The 20,517-nt window shown below is 59.3% G+C and carries 20 protein-coding genes; 15 read left to right on the forward strand and 5 right to left on the reverse strand.

What is annotated here, in order from left to right; all coding sequences use genetic code 11:
- The first annotated feature begins 157 nt into the window (after positions 1 to 157).
- Complete coding sequence (locus BTN45_RS01645; RefSeq protein ID WP_207589605.1) at positions 158 to 1,777, forward strand: response regulator; 1,620 nt, start codon at positions 158 to 160, stop codon at positions 1,775 to 1,777.
- A 185-nt stretch (positions 1,778 to 1,962) separates the two neighbouring features.
- Positions 1,963 to 3,315 (forward strand): EAL domain-containing protein, encoded by a 1,353-nt coding sequence (locus BTN45_RS01650; RefSeq protein WP_004440238.1) that lies wholly within the window; start codon positions 1,963 to 1,965, stop codon positions 3,313 to 3,315.
- A gap of 184 nt (positions 3,316 to 3,499) precedes the next feature.
- Here the strand turns inward: BTN45_RS01650 and BTN45_RS01655 are convergent, their stop codons facing one another.
- Genes BTN45_RS01655 through BTN45_RS01670 form a run of 4 tightly spaced genes read right to left on the reverse strand, consistent with a single transcriptional unit; the run spans position 3,500 to position 6,715 of the window.
- Positions 3,500 to 4,387, reverse strand: coding sequence for an SMP-30/gluconolactonase/LRE family protein (locus BTN45_RS01655; protein WP_207588706.1), 888 nt, complete (start codon positions 4,385 to 4,387; stop codon positions 3,500 to 3,502).
- Positions 4,388 to 4,391: 4 nt separating this feature from the next.
- Positions 4,392 to 5,021, reverse strand: coding sequence for a 2-dehydro-3-deoxy-6-phosphogalactonate aldolase (locus tag BTN45_RS01660; RefSeq protein ID WP_207588707.1), 630 nt, complete (start codon positions 5,019 to 5,021; stop codon positions 4,392 to 4,394).
- Between the two features lie 15 nt (positions 5,022 to 5,036).
- Complete coding sequence (locus BTN45_RS01665; RefSeq protein WP_207588708.1) at positions 5,037 to 5,951, reverse strand: 2-dehydro-3-deoxygalactonokinase; 915 nt, start codon at positions 5,949 to 5,951, stop codon at positions 5,037 to 5,039.
- Positions 5,951 to 6,715 (reverse strand): SDR family oxidoreductase, encoded by a 765-nt coding sequence (locus tag BTN45_RS01670; RefSeq protein WP_207588709.1) that lies wholly within the window; start codon positions 6,713 to 6,715, stop codon positions 5,951 to 5,953. The genes BTN45_RS01665 and BTN45_RS01670 overlap by 1 nt, the downstream gene beginning before the upstream one ends.
- Positions 6,716 to 6,802: 87 nt before the next feature.
- On the opposite strand from BTN45_RS01670, the gene BTN45_RS01675 reads away from it, so the two are divergent.
- The 12 genes from BTN45_RS01675 (at position 6,803) to BTN45_RS01730 (ending at position 18,913) form a co-directional block, all read left to right on the forward strand.
- Positions 6,803 to 7,672 carry an IclR family transcriptional regulator gene (locus tag BTN45_RS01675; protein ID WP_207588710.1) on the forward strand — a complete coding sequence of 290 codons (870 nt, stop codon included), beginning with the start codon at positions 6,803 to 6,805 and terminating at the stop codon, positions 7,670 to 7,672.
- 208 nt (positions 7,673 to 7,880) lie between these two features.
- Positions 7,881 to 8,621, forward strand: coding sequence for an autoinducer binding domain-containing protein (locus BTN45_RS01680; RefSeq protein ID WP_207588711.1), 741 nt, complete (start codon positions 7,881 to 7,883; stop codon positions 8,619 to 8,621).
- 78 nt (positions 8,622 to 8,699) lie between these two features.
- Positions 8,700 to 9,923, forward strand: coding sequence for a CmpA/NrtA family ABC transporter substrate-binding protein (locus BTN45_RS01685; RefSeq protein ID WP_112553341.1), 1,224 nt, complete (start codon positions 8,700 to 8,702; stop codon positions 9,921 to 9,923).
- A gap of 127 nt (positions 9,924 to 10,050) precedes the next feature.
- Positions 10,051 to 11,181 (forward strand): Mrp/NBP35 family ATP-binding protein, encoded by a 1,131-nt coding sequence (locus BTN45_RS01690; protein WP_077986690.1) that lies wholly within the window; start codon positions 10,051 to 10,053, stop codon positions 11,179 to 11,181.
- Between the two features lie 334 nt (positions 11,182 to 11,515).
- Positions 11,516 to 12,493 carry a magnesium transporter CorA family protein gene (locus BTN45_RS01695; RefSeq protein WP_004440254.1) on the forward strand — a complete coding sequence of 326 codons (978 nt, stop codon included), beginning with the start codon at positions 11,516 to 11,518 and terminating at the stop codon, positions 12,491 to 12,493.
- A 15-nt stretch (positions 12,494 to 12,508) separates the two neighbouring features.
- Positions 12,509 to 14,428, forward strand: a complete 1,920-nt coding sequence (locus BTN45_RS01700) for a potassium transporter Kup (protein ID WP_004440255.1) — start codon at positions 12,509 to 12,511, stop codon at positions 14,426 to 14,428.
- Positions 14,429 to 14,793: 365 nt separating this feature from the next.
- Complete coding sequence (locus BTN45_RS01705; RefSeq protein ID WP_207588713.1) at positions 14,794 to 15,957, forward strand: cell wall hydrolase; 1,164 nt, start codon at positions 14,794 to 14,796, stop codon at positions 15,955 to 15,957.
- A 270-nt stretch (positions 15,958 to 16,227) separates the two neighbouring features.
- Positions 16,228 to 16,593 carry an AtpZ/AtpI family protein gene (locus tag BTN45_RS01710; RefSeq protein ID WP_022555707.1) on the forward strand — a complete coding sequence of 122 codons (366 nt, stop codon included), beginning with the start codon at positions 16,228 to 16,230 and terminating at the stop codon, positions 16,591 to 16,593.
- A gap of 61 nt (positions 16,594 to 16,654) precedes the next feature.
- Positions 16,655 to 17,404, forward strand: coding sequence for a F0F1 ATP synthase subunit A (locus BTN45_RS01715; RefSeq protein ID WP_004440258.1), 750 nt, complete (start codon positions 16,655 to 16,657; stop codon positions 17,402 to 17,404).
- 72 nt (positions 17,405 to 17,476) lie between these two features.
- Complete coding sequence (locus BTN45_RS01720; protein WP_003494147.1) at positions 17,477 to 17,704, forward strand: F0F1 ATP synthase subunit C; 228 nt, start codon at positions 17,477 to 17,479, stop codon at positions 17,702 to 17,704.
- Positions 17,705 to 17,784: 80 nt separating this feature from the next.
- Complete coding sequence (locus BTN45_RS01725) at positions 17,785 to 18,426, forward strand: F0F1 ATP synthase subunit B (RefSeq protein WP_004440268.1); 642 nt, start codon at positions 17,785 to 17,787, stop codon at positions 18,424 to 18,426.
- Position 18,427: 1 nt separating this feature from the next.
- Positions 18,428 to 18,913 carry a F0F1 ATP synthase subunit B gene (locus BTN45_RS01730; protein WP_004440269.1) on the forward strand — a complete coding sequence of 162 codons (486 nt, stop codon included), beginning with the start codon at positions 18,428 to 18,430 and terminating at the stop codon, positions 18,911 to 18,913.
- 242 nt (positions 18,914 to 19,155) lie between these two features.
- Here BTN45_RS01730 and BTN45_RS01735 read toward each other — a convergent pair whose 3' ends face one another.
- Positions 19,156 to 19,968 (reverse strand): aminotransferase class IV family protein, encoded by an 813-nt coding sequence (locus BTN45_RS01735; protein ID WP_207588714.1) that lies wholly within the window; start codon positions 19,966 to 19,968, stop codon positions 19,156 to 19,158.
- A 76-nt stretch (positions 19,969 to 20,044) separates the two neighbouring features.
- Here BTN45_RS01735 and BTN45_RS01740 point away from each other — a divergent pair, with 76 nt between their 5' ends.
- A complete protein-coding gene (locus BTN45_RS01740) occupies positions 20,045 to 20,419 on the forward strand; it encodes a MerR family transcriptional regulator (RefSeq protein WP_022555709.1) in 375 nt (124 codons plus the stop codon).
- Positions 20,420 to 20,517 lie beyond the last annotated feature (98 nt).

Consider the following 20,517-nt stretch of genomic DNA (forward strand, 5'->3'; position numbering starts at 1 on the left):
AAGCGGCAAACCCTGATGTCTGTTTTCCGGAATTTTCGTTTCATCCCGGCATCTGCCCTGGACGATTCCAATAGAAACAAAAGCCTGACCCATTAAAACAGGCGGGAGTTTGCAGTTGAGTGATTTGGCGTCCTCCGGCGCGGGCGTTCATACGGTGATGCTTGATGCCCTTTGCGACGCGCTTGGCGCGGCGATCGTCGTTTACGACCGTAACGATCACATTATTTTCGCAAGCCGGAAGCTCCTCAGTTTTTTCCCGCTGGAAGAGGCCGTCATCGACCCCGGCGCGCGGCTGCGCGATTATCTGGGCGCCCTGTACGATTGTTACCATATCGAGACGGAAAATCCTGCCGCCAATGCCCGCCAGCTCGGTCGGGAAGAGTGGATCGGCGAACGGCTGGCTCTGCACTGGAAGGAACGGTCTGAAAAAACCGAACGGCTGAAGGGGGAGAGGTTCCTGCGCTTTGTCATGAACCGCCTGCCATCCGGTCTCGGCATTAGTGTCCTCGCGGATATTTCTGAACAGAAGAAGCGCGAAGAACAATGGCGTATCGATCTCGAGCGCGTACAGCTCCTCGAGGATATTCTCGACAATCTGCCGTTTCCCGTCTTCGTCAAGGACCGGAACCTGGCCTATGCCGCCGTGAATAAATCCGCCTGCACCCTGGTCGAAACCAGCCCCGAGAGCCTGCTCGGACGCACGGTCTTCGATCTCCATTCACGCAAGGTTGCGGGGCGGATCGATGCGGCCGACCGGACGGTACTGGAGAGCGGCACGCCAAGCGTCATTCCGGAAAGGGTGAGACGCCTGAACGGTGAAGAGATACTGACGATCACGCGCAAACAGCGCGTAGGACGGCCAGGCCGTTATTTCCTGGTGACGACGATGGAGGATGTGACTGCGCTCGCCACGCTCGATGCGAACGGCATGCCCGTCATCCCTTCTCTGGAGCATGTGGCCTTTGTGTCCTCAACCTATGGAAAGGATGAGGAGAAGGAAGGCCGTAACGGCTTGCTGAAAAGCAAGGCGGTGCTGGTCGTCTCCGAAAACGGCCGCTTTGCAGAGGCCGCCGGCCGCCAGCTCACGGCAGGTGGCATGGACCATGCAGCGGTGACGAGCGAGGAAGAGCAGCGCGCCTTTATCGATGTCGCCGCCTCCGCCGGGGTTGTCATCGATGTTGTTGTCATCGACGCCCAGATGAGCATCGCATGCCTCGATATTGCCGCGGCACACCATCTGCCCGTCGTCAGCATCGAGGAGGACGAGATTGACGCGTCGTTGTTGCATCATGTGGCTGTAGGGCTCCATTCGGTGCCGAGGGAGAAATCGGTAGAGGAGGACTGGGAGATCATGACGCAGGACCTGCCCAAAATCCTCAGCAACGGCGGCGTGTGCGACGTTCTTCTCGTCGAGGACAACCGGGTCAACCAGATCGTTTTTTCGCAGATACTTGAGGGTCTCGGGCTTTCCTGGCGGCTCGCCACGTCGGGCGAGGAAGCGCTGCGTCTCTTCGTGGAACAGGCTCCGTCGGTCGTCCTGCTTGACACGACGCTTGCCGATATCGACGGCTTCGAGGTCGCCCGCCGCATGCGCGATCTTTCGGGTGAAAAGCGCATTCCTGTTGTCGGCGTCATTACCCACGCATTCGAAGGCGACCTCGACAAATGCCTCGCATCCGGGATGGAGGACATGCTGCTGAAACCTGTCAGCCCCGATATGGTGGAGGCTGTTTTTGTGCGGCTTTTTGGCAAGGACGTGCTGCAGCTGCAGGCGTGATAGCCCCCCAACCATCGAACGGCGTGGCGTAAACATACAATTAATTGCCGCCGCCTCGGCCGCTTTGTGCTGGCAGCGGGTTTCAACGAGGGCGGTCTGCGTTTTTCGGTTCGTCGCTCTATGGCTTTTTTAATACTTGCCCTGCATTGTGATCGCGGTCGATAGAGGATTCAAGAGATGCAGGAATGAAACGGGCAGAGCCGCAAACGTTGCAGGTTAGCCAGAACGAGCTTCAGGCGATGGCCTACAGCGATCCGCTGACAGGGCTCGGCAACCGCTACCGTTTGCGGGACAAGATCCGCATGCTCGCCAGCGAACGCTCCAGCGATCCAGCACCCTTCACGGTCGGCATTGCCAATATAGACGGCTTCAAACCCATCAATGACCTTTTCGGCGTGCAGGCGGGCGATGAAATCCTCTGCCAGGTTGCTCACCGCCTCAAAGCCTGCATTCCCGATGGCGCCATCGTGACGCGCCATGACGGCGACGAATTCGCTTTCGTATTGCCGCTGGTGTTCGAACGCACCGGTGCCGAGCGTGTCGGCAACATGATCAAGGACGTGCTCTCCGCTCCCTATGATCTTGGTGATCGTAACGTCCGGCTTTCCTCCTCGTTCGGCTTTGCCATCTATCCCTTCGCCGGCGATGATTTTGAGGATCTGCTGAAAAGCGCCGAGACGGCGCTCTACCGCTCCAAGCGGCGCGGCCGCGGCCAGATCACCGTCTATTCGCGTGAGATTGCGCAGGAGATGAAGCGCGCCACGCAGCTTGAGCAGGCGCTCAGAAACGCGATCATCACCGACGCGATCGACGTGCATTTCCAGCCCATCGTCCGGCTGGAGGAGGCGAAGGTCATCGGTTTCGAGGCGCTCGCGCGCTGGAACGATCCGGATCTCGGCTTCGTATCGCCTGCGGTTTTTGTGCCGCTGGCCGAAGAACGCGGTTTCATCGATGCGCTTTCGGAGGCCCTGCTCAGAAAAGCCGCGGAAGCGGCGCTTTTCTGGCCGCGTGAGCTCTTTCTGTCCTTCAACCTGTCGTCAGCGCAACTGATGGACCCCAGCACGGCCGACAATATTCTGTCCATACTTTCGCGTGTCGGCCTCGACCCGCACCGGCTGGAGCTTGAAATCACCGAAACGGCGGTCATGACCTCCGCCGATACCGCCCAGCGGATCATCAGCGAGTTGCAGAGCGCGGGCGTTCGTATTTCTCTCGACGATTTCGGCACCGGCCAATCGAGCCTCGGCCGCCTGCGGGATTTCACATTCGACAAGGTGAAGATCGACCGCGCTTTCGTCTCGCGCATCAGCAGCGACCGCCCTTCCGAACATATCATCAAGGCCATCGTCGCCATGTGCGAAGGGCTTGATCTGGAAGTCGTGGCCGAAGGGATAGAGGAGCGGGCGGAAGAGGAAAAACTGCGCGCGCTCGGCTGCGCCATGGGACAAGGCTACTTCTACGGCCGCCCCGCCGACGCCGCGGCGACCCAGCGGTATCTACATGAGAATTACCGCGAGATATTGTCGGATATTTCCTGAGAAACGGAACGACCTTGGGCGAGGTGGTGGGCGCGCCCCCAACACCCCTCATTCCTGTCTTTGCCACGGGAGCCCGGCCGACACGCGTCTGCGCGGGGAAGAGAGTCCCTTCGGTCCAAGACTTCGGCTGGCTAGATTCCTGCGACAAGCACGGGAATGAGGAGAAGGCGGTGCGTGCCGCGTCTCAGAGCCTGTAAAGCGGCTCAAACCGGCCCTTGACCTCAACCCCCAGTTCGAACGTCAACCCGTGCTGCGGATTGGCGGCTAGGGCGTCCTCGTCAAGATTTTCACGCGCCGACGTCACGAGAAGGCGCGATGCTTCCGGGCCGACGAAGGCCGGGCAGGTCGTCTGTCCCGCGGGCACCGCATATCGGGCAATATGGTTGCCGTCGGTATCATAACGATCAACCGCGCCTTCGCCCCAACGAGCGTTCCAGATATGCCCTTCGGCATCGCAGACCGAGCCGTCGATACCGCCATCGACTCCTGTCAAATCGATGAAGACTTCAGCCTTGCCGGAGGGGAGGCCGGTCTCGGGATCGAGCGGCACGCGCAGCAGCTTGTTCACCTTGGTATCGACGTAATATCCGGTCGCACCATCGGGCGAGAAGCAGATCGAATTCGGAATGCTGATATCGGCAAACAGCTTCGTCACTGTGCCTTTGTAAACATGATAGATGCTGCCCGCGCCGGTTTCCGCCTTGCGGCCCATGGTGCCGATCCAAAGCGCGCCGCAAGGGTGCATGCGTCCGTCATTGGACCGGTTGCCGGGCAGGTCCTTTTCCAGCTCCGCATGCAGAGTCAGCACACCAGTCTTCGTATCACGCAGGAAAAGCCCGTCATCGGAGGCGATCAACTGTTGGCTGTCGCTGACTTTCGCCAGAGCGCTGCCCATGAAGGGCAGGGCATGGACGGTCTTGCGGCCGGAGGCGAGGTGCAGTTCATGCAATTCCCGCTCGAGAATGTTGAACCACCAGGCCGTGCCGGTCGCAGGGTCGAAGGTCGGGCCTTCGCCGAGCAGCATCGGCGTCTCGTCAAGAACACGTCCGGCAAAGGGAAAAACAGTCGCCAAGCTCTTATCCTCCGATGGCTGCATCATAGGCCGACAGTGTGACAGTGGCGCGTTCGCGCACCTCCGCTGCGTTCATGCCGGGTTTATAGAGGCTGGTTCCGAGCCCGAACGCCATGATGCTGGCCGATGTATAGTCGGCAAAATTCTTATCCGAGACACCGCCGACCGCGGCGATGACCAGATCCTTCGGCAGGATCGTCCGGATCGCATTGATGCCGGCGGGGCCGATGATGCTGGCGGGGAAGAACTTCAGCCCGGTCGCACCGGCTTTTGCGGCCACCAGCGCCTCGGTGGGGGTGAGAACGCCCGGCATCGTCACCATGCCTTTTTCACGTGCAGCTGTAATGACCTCCGCATCGGCATTGGGGCTAACCATCAGCCTGCCGCCTGCCGCGTCCAGCGATGCGACGTCTTCCACGCTCAGCACGGTCCCGGCGCCGATCAGGCAATCGGCGGGCGCCATCTTTGCCGCGATCTCGATGGAGCGGAACGGATCGGGGGAGTTCAGCGGAATTTCGATGGCGCGGAAGCCGGTTTCGATCAGCGCGCCGACAACGCCTTCTGTCTCCTCGGGTTTCAGGCCGCGCAGGATGGCAATCAGCGGATATTTGATGGAAGGAAAGGGAATACGCATGGTCGATCTTTCTTCTTATGGCCAGATGGCTGTTGCAGCGGCCAGCAATCCGCGCCGCACGGCTTCGTCTGCGTCGATGACCGTATAGTGGATATCGAGGGCGGTGAAGGCGCCTTCGTAAAGCGCGCCAAGCGCGCCGGAGCCGATCAGCACCACCGGTGTCTCCCGCCGCGCCGTCGAATGCGCGCCGGCGATCTCCAGCCCGATCATGATGCCGGAAAGCCTGGCCTTGGCATCCGTGGCGGCGAGGCCATGCAGCAATTGACCGGAGCGCAGTGTGAACAGCCGGTTGCTGGCGAGCTGCGGATTGGCGTAAATGTCGAGCACGGCCGCTCTGAAGTCCTCGTGTTGGCCGGTGAAAGGCTCCGCCTCGGCCACTGCATGGGACAGGATCGTCTGCTTTGAAATGACCTCGAACAGTTCGCCGGTCATGAAGGTGGCAAAGCCGTTGACGTCGCCATCACGAACGGTCACCCATTTGGAATGCGTGCCGGGCATGCAGACAAGTTTCTCGCCGGTGTCCGAGGAGGCAAGAGCGCCGAGCAATTGCGTTTCCTCGCCACGCATCACGTCGGGCGCGTTTTTATCCCGCTGCGCCAGCCCCGGCAGAATGCGCACATCGCGCGCCTGACCCGGCACGCGAACCGCGCCATTCAGCACCGACGAAAGCGATGCCGGCACGTCGATGTAACCCGCTTCGACCCAACCCTGCCGCGCGCCTGCCATGCCACAGACGAGAACCGGCAAACCTTCAGGCGCGCCGATGGCGTCGAGATGCGCTTGCAGAACCTCGGCAAAACCGGTCCGCATGGCCGTGGTCATGCCTTCCGAACTTCTGCGCTCCGCCAGCACCGCACCCGAGCGGCTCATGAGCCAGAGCCGGAAACTGGTCGTACCCCAGTCAACGGCGATAAAAGCGGGTTCAGACATTATAGAAGGCCTCCGTCTACGATTATGGATTGCGCCGTGATGGCGCTTGATGCCGAGGATGCGAGAAACAGGCACGGCCCAGACAAATCGGCAGCGACGAGCACGCGCTTCAAGCATTGCCGCGCCGTAGTCGTCGCAATGCCCTCATCCGTCAGCCACAGTTCCTTCTGCCGCTCGGTCACGATCATGCCCGGCAGCAGCGTGTTGACGCGGATATTTTCTGGCCCCAGCCGGCCGGCAAGGCTTTTTGTCAACCCGATGATACCTGCCTTCGCCGCCGCATAGGAGGGAAGTTCGCCCATGTTGAGCAGAAACGAGATGGACGAGAAATTGATGATGGAGGCGTCTTTCGCGAGCCGGAGGTAGGGAAGCGCGGCCTGAACGGTAAAAAACATCTGCTTGAGATTGACCGCCTGATTGGCATCCCAATAGGCTTCCGTCACCGTATCTATGTCATGACGGTCGTCCCAGGCGGCGTTGTTGACCAGAACCTTGATGCCGCCGATCGCCGAGGCCGCCTCAGTGACGGTTACGGCTATGGCCGCCACGTCTCGCAGGTCGGCCCTGAAGAAATGGACCGGGTGGGGCGACACCCCGGAAAGCCGCCGGACCAGCGCTTCGCTCGGCTCTTCGGCGATATCGATGAATGCTACCTTTGCGCCCTGCATGGCAAAGGCTTCCACGAGCGAAGCCCCTATGCCGGAACCGCCGCCAGTGATCAGCACGCCCGCATCCTTGAGGTCCGGAAATTGGGCTGTCGTCATAGCGTGATCTCATCCATGAGGGCTTGATTGTTCCATTATTTGGAACTAGATTTTAATAAATGGAATTATTCCCTTGGCGCAAGCCTCATGTCAAGGCGAATGACAATGGATGTTGCCATGCCTGATACCCAAATACCCAATGGCAGGATGCGCAGCGCAGTTCCAGCCGCGCGGCAAAAAACCGATAGCGACACCGGTACACTCGGTAAGGCCATCTCGCTCCTGGAACTGATCGCCCTTTCTGAAAGGCAGATGCGTTTCACCGATGTGGTGGAAGCGTGCGGGCAGCCGCGAGGCACCGTCCATCGCCAGCTCGCGCATCTGCTTGCCGAAGGCCTGATAGAGCAGGCCCCCGACCAGACCTACGTTGTTGGCCTGAGGCTGTTGCAGTTTGCAGCCAAGGCCTGGAGTGGCAACGATCTGCGCAGCATAGCCGCCCCACACCTGGCGGCGCTGCAGGAGGCAACGCAGGAATCGGTGCATCTCGCGGTTCTGATCGGCCGCGAAGTGACCTATCTGGACAAGATTGAGGGCAAGCACAGCTTGCGCATGCATTCGCAGGTTGGAAAGACCTCGCCAGCCTATTGCACAGGCGTGGGTAAGGCCGCGCTGTCGCTGCTACCCGCCGGCGATCTGGAAGATCTCGCGGCCGGGCTGGATTTTAAGCGCTTCACGGACAACACCATCACCACACCGCAGGCCCTGATGGAGGATGTTTCGGCCATTCGCACCCTCGGTTACGGTTTCGATCTTCAGGAGCACGAGATCGGCATTCATTGCGTTGCGGCGCCGTTACCGGCCCCGGGACGCAGTTTCCGCGCGGCGATTTCAGTGACCGGCCCCGCCTACAGGGTGGATGTGGAACAGCTCCGCGCCTGGGCGCCGCTGGTGCGTGCAACCGCCGATAAAATTTCGGCAGAACTTGTCTATCGCTTATCGCCGGTTGCGGATGATTGACGAAAAGCCGATGCCGCTTATGGGGATGCCCGCCCGCGAAAAAGAGGAGACATGACCGGCTTACGCGAGATAACGCTAATTTTCGAATATTCTGATCTAATTTTCAACTTTTGTTTGCATGAATCGATTTGCTGAGTAACATCCTCAAAATTCCGGGCAGAGGCGGGCCTTTGCGGCGGCATTTCCTCATGCTCGAAGAACAGCTTTCATGCAGAAAACAGAAATGGCCAGCGTTCAGTCGATTGGTGTTGATTGCGTTCGCGAGATCGCCAATCTTAATACGCAGTTCGATATATTCCGCTTCCTGAAGCGGCTGACGGAGGCGTGGGAATTCAGGGCCTTCATGGTACTCGACCTCACTACAGAGGTCTCAAGCGAATTGTCGCATTATACTGTCATCACCAGCTGGCCGGCCGAACTGTTGCAACGCTACGATGAAGAAGGCGAGTTGCAGAACAGCCGCGTCATGGCGCGGCTAAGAAAATCCACTGTACCCTTTTCCGTGTCGCTGGATTTCCTGGTCGAAGGCGAGGGGCATGTCCTGAAGAAAAACGTGGTCGCGCTTTTCGAACGGTTCGAGATGATAAATTCCGTCTGGTTCCCGGTGCATGATGTCACCCTCAGGCGCGGCGCCGTATCCTTTTCCGGCAACAAGACGGCCCTGCCGGAAGCCCGACTTGCGGAGCTTTTTTACATTTCCAGCCACGTCTTTGCCCGGCTGTCCGAGATCCGCCGTCTCGATCTCCGCGTGCCGGAAACATTGAGCGAACGGGAGATCGACTGCTTGAACTGGACGGCAGCCGGCAAGACCAGTGCTGAAATCGCCGAGATCATGATGTTGTCGGAGCATACCATCAATCACTACCTGAACCGCGCGACGAAAAAACTCGATACGGTCAACCGCACCCAGGCGGTCGCCAAGGCCCTGCGCGTCGGACTGATTAAATAGCGAAACTCGCAATTTTATCATTGTGATAAAGCCCTTCCTGGGCGATCCTCTTTTCGAATCACCGGAAAGGAGAAATCGTTGCCGGAGCGGCATAGTGTAAAAGCGGGATTTTCTCCGACTGTCGATTGCGCCGTGCTGATAGTCGCTGCCGAAAAAGGCTTTGCCGCCGATGAAGGCATAGAACTGGAACTGGTCCGAAAGCAGTCCGCACGTGGTGTTCTTTCGGTGCTCGGCGAGGACGGCGTTCAGATCGCGCATTTGCCCGCTCCCGTTCCCGTGGGGTCGGCCGTTGGTCTCCATGATATGCCGGCCAATATCATCGGCGTTTTCACGCTTTCCCTCGGCGGCTCCGCGACCACCGTTTCCCCTGGGTTTTATGATGAACTTTACCGTGAGGGACTGAAGCTGCCGGACCCGGCGGCTTTCGGCCGTGCGATGGCCCGCGTCTGCGCCGCACGCCGGGCCGCGGGTGAAAATCCGCCCGTCTTCGCGGTTGAGGATATCGCCTCGACCTCCTTTTATGCCCTGCGTTATCTGCTCGGAAGCTGCGGTGTGCTGCTTGGCCGTGACATGGAAATCGTCGAAGCGCTGCCGAAGGCGATGCCCGGGCTTTTGGAAAGCGGCGACGTCGATGCGCTCTGTTCTGCTGAACCCGCGGGCAGCGCTGCGGTGCTGGTTGGCGCCGGGCGTATCGTGACGACGGGCGCGCTCATCTGGCACAATGCCCCGGAAAAAATACTTGCCGTGAAGCGAGATTGGGCTGATGCGAATGCCAGCCTGTTGGAGGGGCTGCTGCGCGCGCTTTACCGCGCGGGCGAGTGGTGCGCCAACCCCGCCAATATCGAAGAACTCGCCGGTATTCTGGCCGCCCCCCATTATATGAACGTCAGTGGCGAATTCCTGCTTCCGGCCCTGACGGGCTATATTTCGACTTCGCAGAAGGACATGCAGCGTTTTCAGGAATTTTTCGTCACCAGCGCGAAAGCGGCGAATTTTCCATGGCAAAGCCAGGCTCTTTGGTTCTTCAGCCAGATGTTGCGCTGGGGGGAAATACCCGCCGGTTGCCGTTTCGATGCCGCGGTGGTGGAAGCCGCACGCAATGCGTATAGGCCGGATATTTTTCGCAAGGCGATGAAACCACTTTTCGTGCCGGTGCCAGGCGCCAATCTGAAGCTGGAAGGCACGCTGAGGGAACCTGTTCATGTCGGCGCATCGCGCACCGGCCTCGTTCTGGGACCCGACTGTTTCTTCGACGGGCGCGTCTTCGATCCGGAGACGCTCGATATGGATGACGAGATTTGAAATCGCAGCGCTAAATCGTCGCGAATGGTTCCTGTTTGCGCTTTGGCATTGGCGAACCGCTTCCGCTTGTCTATGGATGGCGCAAATTGTTTCCCTATCAGGCCGGACGATGTAACGGAGTAAGACAATGGCAGAGGTCAGCAAGAACCAGGTGGAAAAGGCTCTGGACGCCGTCATCTATCCCGGCAGCGGCAGAAGCATCGTTTCCCTCGGCATGGTCTCGGAAATCTTCATCGCAGATGGAAAGGCCTATTTCTCGATCACCGTCCCGGCCGACAGGGCGGCCGAGATGGAGCCGTTGCGCCTGTCCGCCGAACGGGCGGCGAAGGGCGTTCCGGGCATCGCCGGCGCGGTCGTGGCGCTGACTGCCGATCGCAAGCCCGGCCAACAACAGCCGGCGCCGGCGCGTCCCGCCGCGGCAGCCGGCCGGCCGACGCAGCAGCCGGGCTCGTCCAAGGTGGGCGTCCCCGGCGTCCGCGCCATCATCGCCGTCGCATCGGGCAAGGGCGGGGTCGGCAAATCGACGACATCAGTCAATCTTGCGCTCGGCCTTCAGGCGCTTGGCCTGAAGGTCGGCATGCTGGATGCGGACATCTACGGGCCTTCGCTGCCGCGGCTCCTCAAGATTTCCGGTCGTCCGAAACAGCAGGAAGACCGCATCATACTTCCCATGGAGAATTATGGGCTGAAGGTCATGTCCATGGGGTTTCTGGTGGATGAGGAGGCCGCGATGATCTGGCGCGGGCCAATGGTGCAGTCCGCCCTGATGCAGATGCTGCGTGAAGTCGCCTGGGGCGAGCTCGACGTGCTGGTGCTGGATATGCCGCCCGGCACGGGTGATGCGCAGCTGACCATCGCCCAGCAGGTGCCGCTTGCCGGCGCGGTCATCGTTTCCACTCCGCAGGACCTCGCGCTGCTCGACGCGCGCAAGGGCATCACCATGTTCCGCAAGGTGGAGGTGCCATTGCTCGGCGTCATCGAGAACATGAGTTACTTCATCGCGCCTGATACCGGCGCCCGCTACGATATTTTCGGCCACGGCGGCGCGAAGGCGGAAGCCGAAAGGATCGGTGTGCCGTTCCTCGGCGAGGTGCCGCTCACCATCGCCATCCGCGAAATGTCGGACGCCGGAACGCCTGTCGTCGTTGCCGACCCGGATGGTCCACAAGCTGCGATCTACCGCGAGATAGCGAAAAAAGTCTGGGAGCGTATTGGCGCCGGTGAAAGAAAAGCGGCTCCAAAGATCGTTTTCGAATAAGCTACGGACGGCCGGAAAAACCGCAAAGCGCACCTGCGCTGTGAATAGTCCTGTAAAAACAGAAGATTGGTGGCCAGTAACGGTGCGGTTTCTGGCCATGAAATCCAGAAGTGCTTCGTCTGCAAAGCTGTCGCGAAAAAATATTGCTTGATTGCATCTCGCTTTGGGCGCATACGCCTGCGCCGTTTGGCTCTTGGTCCATCGGGCTGGCGCGATATGACGTTGCGCCTGTTTCGGTGGTCCCTGAAGTGTCGTCCAAAGGTTTGCCGACAGCAAACAGGATATGTTAAGCAGCATTGCGGCTAAGGCCTGCAATGTGGAGCGGAGAAACGGATTGATAAAAGCCTATCGCGCCAATTGCGAGGCGATCAGCCTGTCGTCAGACGACGGCTCCGTACAGATTCCTGATGACATCGTCTGGATCGATCTCGTCAACCCGGACAGGGCGGAAGAGCAGCATGTGGAAAAGCTGCTGCAGCTCGATCTGCCGACGCGTGAGGATTTGAAGGATATCGAGCCCTCCAGCCGTCTCTACATGGAAGACGGCAATGTTTTCATGACCGCATCGCTGGTGTGGAAGGCGGATTCGGACGACCCCCGCCTCACCGACGTCGCCTTCATCCTCGCCGGCACGCGCCTCGTAACGATCCGTTATGCTGAGCCGAAATCATTCCACCTTTTCATTGCCGCCATCACCCGCGCGCCGCATGAGATGCGCAGCGGCACGGCGCTTCTGTTGAAGCTCCTCGAAACCATTGTCGACCGCACGGCGGAAATCCTCGAAAACTCGGTCGCTGGCATCGACAATCTCGCCGCTGATATTCTCGGCAGCCAGGCCCGTTCCAAGCGCAAGGCGCCGCGTTATCTCGAAGACCGCCTGACCAACATCGCTGCCTATCATCGGCTGATTTCGAAGGTCCGCGTCAGCCTCGCATCGCTGGCGCGGCTGCAGACGTTCTTTTCCACCAGCGATCAGGCGAGCGCGGACAAGGTTGCGAGGGAGCAGGGCAAGTCCATCGGACGCGATATCCAGTCGCTGAACGAACATGCCTCCTTCGTTTCCGGCAATCTGACCTTCCTGCTCGATGCCTCGCTCGGCATCATCAACATCGAGCAGAACAGCATCATCAAGATATTCTCGATCGCTTCGGTGGTTTTTCTGCCGCCCACGCTGGTGGCTTCGGTTTACGGAATGAACTTTCAGCTCATGCCGGAGTTGAACTGGACATTTGGTTATCCACTTGCGCTGATCGTCATGGTGATGTCCGCAATCATCCCGTTTCTCTTTTTTCGTTGGAAGGGCTGGCTCTGAGGAGCCAGGATCATCATGTCCCAGATCGCTGACAAGGATGTTGCCGAGAAGCCGGATGCGGATGACGCTCACAAGAACAAGGGGCTTTACGCCGCTATACTTGGTTCGATCGGCGTCGTTTATGGCGATATCGGCACCAGCCCGCTCTACGCCTTTCGCGAAGCCCTGCGGCCCATCGCCTATGACGGGGTGACGCAGGAAGAGGTCATCGGCCTCACATCGCTGATGATCTGGTCTCTTACGATCATCGTCACCTTCAAATACATCACGCTTTTGCTGCGCGCCGACAATGACGGTGAGGGCGGCACGCTGTCGCTGCTGGCGCTGCTGATGAAGACGGCCGGCACCCATCGCAGCGTCCTCATCGTGCTTGGCCTGATTGGCGCGGCGCTGTTTCTCGGCGACGCCATGATCACCCCGGCACTTTCAGTGCTTTCGGCGGTGGAAGGCCTGAAGCTCGTCACCCCGGAGATGGACGCCTTCATCATTCCGATCTCTGTCGGCATCCTGATTGGCCTCTTCGCCATCCAGTCCCACGGCACCGGCACGGTGGCAAAATTTTTCGGACCGATCACCGCGGTCTGGTTCATCGTCATGGGCCTTGCAGGCCTCATTCATATCGCTGACGACTTCAGCATTCTCTTTGCCTTCAACCCGTGGCACGCGGTCGAGTTTCTGGCGAATGAAGGTTTTTATGGCATTGTCGTACTCGGCGCGGTGTTCCTGACGATCACGGGCGCAGAAGCGCTTTATGCAGACCTCGGCCATTTCGGCCGCCGCCCCATCCAGTGGGCGTGGTTCTGTCTGGTATTCCCGGCGCTGACGCTGAACTATCTGGGGCAGGGCGCGCTGGTGCTGAAAGACCCGGCGGCCATGTCCAATCCCTTCTATCTGATGTTCCCGCAATGGGCGATCCTTCCCGCCGTCATTCTGGCGACCGCCGCGACAATCATTGCCAGCCAGGCCGTCATAACGGGCGCCTTCTCACTGGTTCGCCAGGCGATTCACCTCGGCTATCTGCCGCGCATGGAAATTCTCTTCACCTCGGAAACCAATACCGGGCAGATTTATCTTCCGGCGGTCAACACCATCCTGCTTTTCGGTGTCGTTGCCCTGGTGCTCACCTTCAAGAGCTCGGATGCGCTGGCCACCGCCTATGGTATTTCGGTCACCGGTGCGATGGTCGTCACCAGCCTGATGTTCTTCGAGTTCGTGCGCAAACGCTGGCAATGGTCGATCTGGCTTGCCCTTGCGGTGCTGACCCCGCTTCTGGTGCTGGAACTGATCTTCCTCGGCGCAAACCTTCTGAAAATTCACGATGGCGGTTACGTGCCGGTGCTGCTGGCGATTGCCTTCACGGTCATCATGACGACTTGGCAGCGCGGTTCGAGAATCCTGTTCGCCAAGACGCGCCGCATCGATGTGCCGCTGAAGGCCTTCATCGCCTCGGTGGAAAAGGAAAGCGCGCATGCGCCGGTGCGCGTACCAGGTACGGCGATTTTCCTCACCGGCGATCCGGAAACGGCGCCGGCGGCTTTGCTGCATAATCTCAAGCATAACCACGTCCTTCACGACAAGAACGTCATCCTGACGATCCGCACCGAGGATCAGCCGCGCGTTCATCCGGCAGATCGTTATACGTTGACGAAGATGAGCGACCGTTTCGCCGTGGTCGAGCTGCATTTCGGCTTCATGGAAACCCAGAATGTTACCCAGGCGCTGGGCTATCTGCGCCGCACGGGCTACAAGTTCGACATCATGTCGACCTCCTTCTATCTCGGTCGCCGCAAGCTGGTTCCAGATCCGAAATCGGGCATGCCGGGCTGGCAGAACCGCCTGTTCATCGCGCTCGCCGAAACCGCGGCCGATCCCTCCGACTATTTCCGCCTGCCTGCCAATCGGGTGGTGGAACTCGGTTCGCACGTCGTGGTGTGACGAAGTGGGCATACCCTCAATGTAGCCGGGCGATCTCGTTCTCTCCGTCATATCGGCCTTGAGCCGGTATCCAGCCAGCCCAAGTCCTTGGGGTGAAGGGGTCTTTACGCCGCGCCGACGCGCGACGGCTGGTTCGGGCTCGAGGCCGGAATGACGGATGAGGAGATTCCCTGCGGCACAGTTCTGATCGGCGCATGCGAACTCGACTCCACGCCATACTCATTAGCATTCCCTCACACATTAACGTGAAGACACCTTCCTGCGCGGCGTTAACCAACCATCAAGGTTAATAAGAGATTCTCGAACACCTGTAGAAAATTCGGTTGTCGGTGTTCGGAGTGCTGGTTTTGCGTTCGAAAAGAGTAATGCGTCGTCGGTCCGCCGTGTCCTTTCAGGGATGGGCGTCCAAATGGACGTCACCCGTCGTCTTCGGCCTGGCCGCCTGGCTTGTCTTTCCCTCCCTCGCTGCGCGTGCCGATCTCGCCTCGCTTCTGGCGGGCCTCGACAAGGGCGGCGAACAATGGCGCATGGTGCTGACTGCCTCCCCGGCGGGCTCGACGCATAACGCCTCCCTGACATTCAACGATGCGGAAGGGGACGAGGCGCTGCATGGCGGCGGCATGACCCTGCCCAATGGCAGCAAGGTCGCGTTCGTCACCAACAAGAAGGGCGAGGCAACGACGCCGGACAGCGATCGGGTGAACCGCGCCGCCAAGAAAGGCCGCATCGTCGCCACCGAAATCATGCAGCCGCCGAAGGCCTTCACCGCCGGTTCGGTGCTGCAGCGCACCTCGATGCTGGATATCGAGCCGCTGAAGCGCAAGGATCGCACCGCCTTCGTCAAGCCGAAACGCGGCAAGGATGTCGAACTCGCCTCTTTCTATTTCCGCCGCGAGGAAAAGAAGGCGGACAAGAGCGTCTCGCCGATGCTGGCGGAACTCGTCACCAACCGCACGCCGGACATCCTGGCGACTGCCTATGCGCCCGCCGAACCGGATTTTGCCCGCGAGTCTCCCTTCGACGCCATTCTGAAGAAGCCCGAGGCCGGCCGCTTCGTACCGCAGATCAACCCAGATGACCACGCCTGGGCCGCAACGCCGCTGCCGGCAGCCGTGTTTTCTCCGGCCGAACAGCAGTGCCTTGCATCGGGCATCTATTTCGAGGCGCGCGGTGAGTCCGTTAAAGGTCAGGCGGCGGTGGCGCAGGTCATCCTCAACCGCGTGCGCAATCCGGCCTATCCGAAAACCATCTGCGGCGTTGTCTACCAGAACAAGGACTGGCGCAATCGCTGCCAGTTCTCCTTCGCCTGCGATAATATCAAGGACCGGGTGAATTCCGAACGCCACTGGAAGATGGCGCGCGAAGTGGCCATGGCGACTACGGCCGGCAAGATCTGGCTGAAGGAAGTTGGCTCTGCCACCCACTATCACGCCGTTTACGTGCGCCCCGCCTGGGGCAAGTCGATGAAGAAGGTCGGCAGAATCGGCCTCCACGTCTTTTACCGTACCTATGGTGGCGGCTGGAGCTGATACCACCGCCAATTTGTCGCATTTTGCGTGTCAAAAATGCCGATTCCCCGGCGAAACATTGCCCCCAAACAGTGATTTCTAGTCAAGCCATTGTTTTTGCATGATTAATTTGTGCCTAAACAACCGCTCGCAGTGCCTTGACTAGAGAAGCCCCTAAAACTATGTTGCGCGCGACTTCAGAGCGGGCTGGAACAGGCTTAATCCGTCACCGTTTACAACTCCAAAGGGTTCTGGCATGGCTGGAACGGAGAAAATGGGTGGGATTTTAAGATGACTGGCAACCGTGACGATAGTCTGGACGAGCGCCGCAAACGCCTTGCTGACGAGTTGGCAAAGGTGAAGGCGGAGGATGAGGCGGAAGTGAGGGCGGAGACCAACGCTGCGGAGAGCCGGAAGGGCTTTGCGATGGCGGTTAAGCTCTCATCGGAGTTCATTTCGGCCATCGTGGTCGGCGCTATGCTGGGTTATCTTCTGGACTATTTTGCCGGCACGACGCCGTGGGGGATGATCGTTCTTCTTCTTCTCGGTTTCTGCGCAGGCGTATTGAATGTGTTGCGTTCGACGGGCGCGGTGGCCAAGCCGCCGCTGCTTGAGAAGGCGGACAGACGAGACGAGGGTGGAAAACGCGGCCTTTGAGGCTGTTTTTCCTTACAGTTGAGATGCCGCGACAGGCGGCGACAGGTAAAGAGGGCAGCCGGTGGCAAACGATCCGACCCATCAGTTCTTGGTGCAGCCGATCATTCCGATCGAAATTGGCGGCGTCGATTTTTCCTTCACCAATGCGTCGCTCTTCATGGTCGCGACCGTGGCTGCCGCTTCCGGTTTCCTTTATTTCGCAACGTCGAACCGCGGCCTGATCCCCACCCGCATGCAGTCCGTTGCCGAAATGTCCTATGAGTTCATCGCCTCCATGCTGCGCGAAGGCGCCGGCAAGAAGGGCATGGTGTTCTTCCCCTTCGTTTTCTCGCTGTTCATGTTCGTGCTGACGGCAAACCTGCTCGGCATGTTCCCGTATTTCTTCACGGTCACCAGCCAGATCATTGTCACCTTCGCGCTCGCCTGCCTCGTCATCGGCACGGTCGTGGTTTACGGTTTTTATAAGCACGGTCTGCATTTCTTCGGCATTTTCGCCCCCTCCGGCGTGCCCAAGGCGCTTCTGCCGCTTGTGGCGTCGATTGAAATGATCTCCTTCCTGTCGCGCCCGATCAGCCTTTCCGTTCGTCTTTTCGCGAACATGCTGGCCGGCCACATCACGCTCAAGGTTTTCGCAGGCTTCGTCGCCTCCATGAGCGCGCTTGGCGCGCTCGGCGTCGGCGGTGCAGTTCTGCCTCTCATCATGACGGTCGCCATGACCGCTCTCGAATTTCTCGTTGCCTTCCTGCAGGCTTACGTCTTCGCGGTACTGACTTGCATGTACCTGAACGACGCCGTGCATGGTGGTCACTGAGAAGTAAAGTCGCTGGCCCCGGCAACGGGCGTCAAAAACAGCCGCAACAACCAATATCTCAAGGAGTCTCACATGGAAGCGGAAGCAGCAAAGTACATCGGCGCAGGTCTCGCATGCCTCGGCATGGCTGGTACGTCCCTCGCACTCGGCCGTATCTTCGGTGATTACCTGTCCGGCGCACTGCGCAACCCCTCTGCTGCCGACAGCCAGTTCGGCCGTCTGGTATTCGGCTTCGCCGTTACGGAAGCTCTGGGCATCTTCTCGCTGCTCGTTGCTCTCCTTCTCCTGTTCGCTGTCTAATATCGGCATCAGGTCTGGATCACGGCCCGCAACATAGCGTGCCGTGATCCTTCGCATTTGCAGTCCCCCTGGAGGTGAGCATGTTCGTGACCGAGGCTTATGCCCAGTCAGCACCGACCGTAGGTGAAACGCATACGGAAACTCCGGCCGTTGGCCAGCCGCAACCGGAAGCCACGCACACGGAAACCGGTGTAGCGCATGGCGCCGAGCACGGTTCTTCCGGCGTTTTCCCGCCGTTCGACCAGTCTACTTATGCATCGCAGGTCCTGTGGCTGGCGATTACGTTTGGCCTTTTCTACCTGCTCATGCAGAAGGTCATCGTTCCGCGCGTCGGCGGCATTCTGGAAAACCGTCATGGACGCATCGCACAGGATCTCGACGAAGCGGCACGGCTGAAAGCTGAAGCTGACGCGGCCGTCGAAACCTATGAAAAAGAACTCGCGGCAGCCCGCGCCAAGGCAAGCTCGATCGGCGCCGCGGCCCGCGACGCCGCCAAGGCGAAGGCCGATGCCGATCGCGCCGCTATTGAAGCCGGTCTCGCCGAAAAGCTTGCCGCTGCCGAAAAGCGCATTGCCGGCATCAAGGATCAGGCTTTCGCCGATGTCGGCGCCATCGCCGAGGAAACCGCGACCGCAATCGTCGACCAGCTGGTTGGCGCAAAGGTCAAGGACACGGACGTGAAGGCAGCGATTGCCGCGGCTTCGAACGTGAAGGGAGCCTGATATGGCATTTGATGCATCATTTTTCGCTCTCGTCGGTCTCGTTCTCTTCTTCGTCCTGATTGCCTATCTCAAGGTTCCGGGCATGCTCTCCAAGTCTCTGGACGAGCGCGCGCAGAACATTCAGGACGAACTGGCCGAAGCCAAGCGCCTGCGTGAAGAGGCCCAGCACCTGCTGGCCGAATATCAGCGCAAGCGCAAGGAAGCCGAAGCCGAAGCCGCCGGCATCGTTGCCGCCGCTGAACGCGAAGCCGCAGCACTGACGGAAGAAGCCAAGCAGAAGACGGAAGAATTCGTCGCCCGCCGCACGGCTCTTTCGGAACAGAAGATCAAGCAGGCCGAAGAAGACGCCATCGGCGCCGTCCGCGCCGCCGCGGTCGACATCGCCATTGCCGCTTCCGAGAAGCTGCTGGCCGAAAAGACGACGGCCGCCGCAAAGGCGAAGCTTTTCACCGCCACGATCGGCGAAGTGAAGTCGAAACTGAACTGAGATTTATCTCGGACTGATTAGAACCCCTCCGGCGCGAGCCGTGAGGGGTTTTTTGTTGTCAAAGCCAGTCTGAAAGGAAGGTACGGTAGGGGCGGGCAGGGCGCTAATGCCAATGAAGTATTCGACGGCGTCGTGCTTGTTTTGAAATGCAACCGCGCATACCGCGCACATCTAATCCATCCGCCCCGTCGAAGCCATTTTTCGCGGCGCGGACCGCATCGAAAGCGGCACCCCCGCATAGATCAGATTTTGATGAACGGTTCCCGCTCGTATGCCTTCCGGAGAATGTCGGTGAAGGTCGACGACACCGGTATTGGCGTAGTATTGAGCGCACTGACCCCCACACCGGGTGTCCATGAATTCATCACCGCCGCACCCTGCATCTCCGCGACACGGTCAGGGCTGATCGGCTCCTCCCTTTGGAAAATCCCGAGTGCTTCAAGCTGGCGGCGAATAATTCTCCTTGTGACGCCGGGCAAAAGCTCTGCTTCAGGCCAGATCACGGCTTTGCCATCCCAGAACGCTATGTTCCAAATCGTGGCTTCACTAATGCGTCCATGCCTATCGATGAAAACCGCGTCGTCATAACCCTTTTTGACAGCCTGCCGAAGATAATGGGTCTTTGATGCTTCGCCGACATGTTTGATCGTCGAGAAGGGTCTTTCATGCTGAACGCTATACAGACGTAGAGGTCCGGCGGGGCCTTCAAATGGTGGTGCTGTGCGTATCAAAATGGCAGGGTCGTCTGCGGCGCCCATCGAGGTAAATTCGCCGCTGCGTGAGAACATTGTAACGGTCAGCGAATGTGCTGAAGGAGCCCCCTTGATGGCGTGACGAATATGTTCTCGTACCAGGTTGTCGGAAAGGGCGTGCCCAAAAAATTCGATTGAAGCCGATCTTAGTCGCTCCAGATGAAACTCCAAGCCGCGTACTGCCCCTTCGCGCACTTGCATTGCCGTGAAATGTGCGAAGCCAGCAGATGCGAGTGAGGAAAGCTCTTCTGCCGTCGCTGTGCGGCCATTGATCTCGGTCCGAAACCTCAATTTCTGATTCATTTCTACGCTCCCGTAATTTACATGGTGGAGCGTCCTGCCTACAGTGTGACACCGCTGTCAGAGTCAAGGACTGATAATGAAAATCGGCGAACTATCCCGACGAACCAGCGTCAGCATCAGGATGCTGCGCTATTATGAGGCCGAGGGCCTTCTCGCGCCTGTTCGCACCCAAACCGGATATAGAGATTACGGTCCTGCCGACGTGGAGACAGTCAAGCGAATCCGGCTGCTGGGACATGCTGGCCTGACGCTGACGGCCATTCGAGAATTCTTGCCGTGTGCTCTCGAACGAATGAAGGGCTTTGAGCCGTGTGATGAACTGAAGGCGAAGTTACGTATTCAAATCGGCTCGATTGACGAACAGAGCCGAAAACTCTCGGAGAGCCGAAATCTGTTGACCGAGCTTTTGGACGCATTTGAAGCGACAACGCCCGCTTCAACTCGCCTGTAGACGCCGTTCGGTGGCGGTTGGAACGTCCGCTATCTTTTCAATCAAGCAGAAGGGAATGCCGACTTTCAGTTGCCCCGCGTCAGACCTGAGGCCTTTCC

Origin of the sequence: Rhizobium sp. ZX09 (genome assembly GCF_017357485.1) — a bacterium.
Classification (GTDB): domain Bacteria; phylum Pseudomonadota; class Alphaproteobacteria; order Rhizobiales; family Rhizobiaceae; genus Agrobacterium; species Agrobacterium pusense.